Origin of the sequence: Halomonas elongata, from assembly GCF_029081005.1 — a bacterium.
Lineage (GTDB): Bacteria > Pseudomonadota > Gammaproteobacteria > Pseudomonadales > Halomonadaceae > Halomonas > Halomonas elongata_B.
This window is the reverse complement of the sequence record NZ_JAJQTQ010000157.1, coordinates 1-269: the sequence shown is the minus strand read 5'-3', so window position 1 is coordinate 269 and position 269 is coordinate 1. Positions and strand designations below refer to the sequence as shown.

Here is a 269-nt window from a genome sequence, read left to right as displayed (position 1 = left end):
GCCAGTGATGACAGCGCGGCCATCGGCGAGGACGCCACCTCTCCGGTCACCGGTAATGTGCTGGGTAACGACACCGAGAGTGCTGATACCCCGAGTGCCATCAGCTTCGACGCCGATGATGTGGCCACCGCCCAGTACGGCAGCTTTGTCGATAACGGCGACGGCAACTGGTCCTACCAGGTCGATACCACCAATGGCGCCGTCCAGGCGTTGGATGACGGTGACACACTTACCGAGACCTTCACCTATACGCTGACCGATGCCGATGG

At 61.3% G+C, this 269-nt stretch carries 1 protein-coding gene; it reads left to right on the top strand.

Annotated features, from left to right (window positions below):
- A partial coding sequence (locus LU493_RS19900) for a VCBS domain-containing protein (RefSeq protein WP_275289520.1) occupies nt 1-269 on the top strand: 269 nt, incomplete at both ends.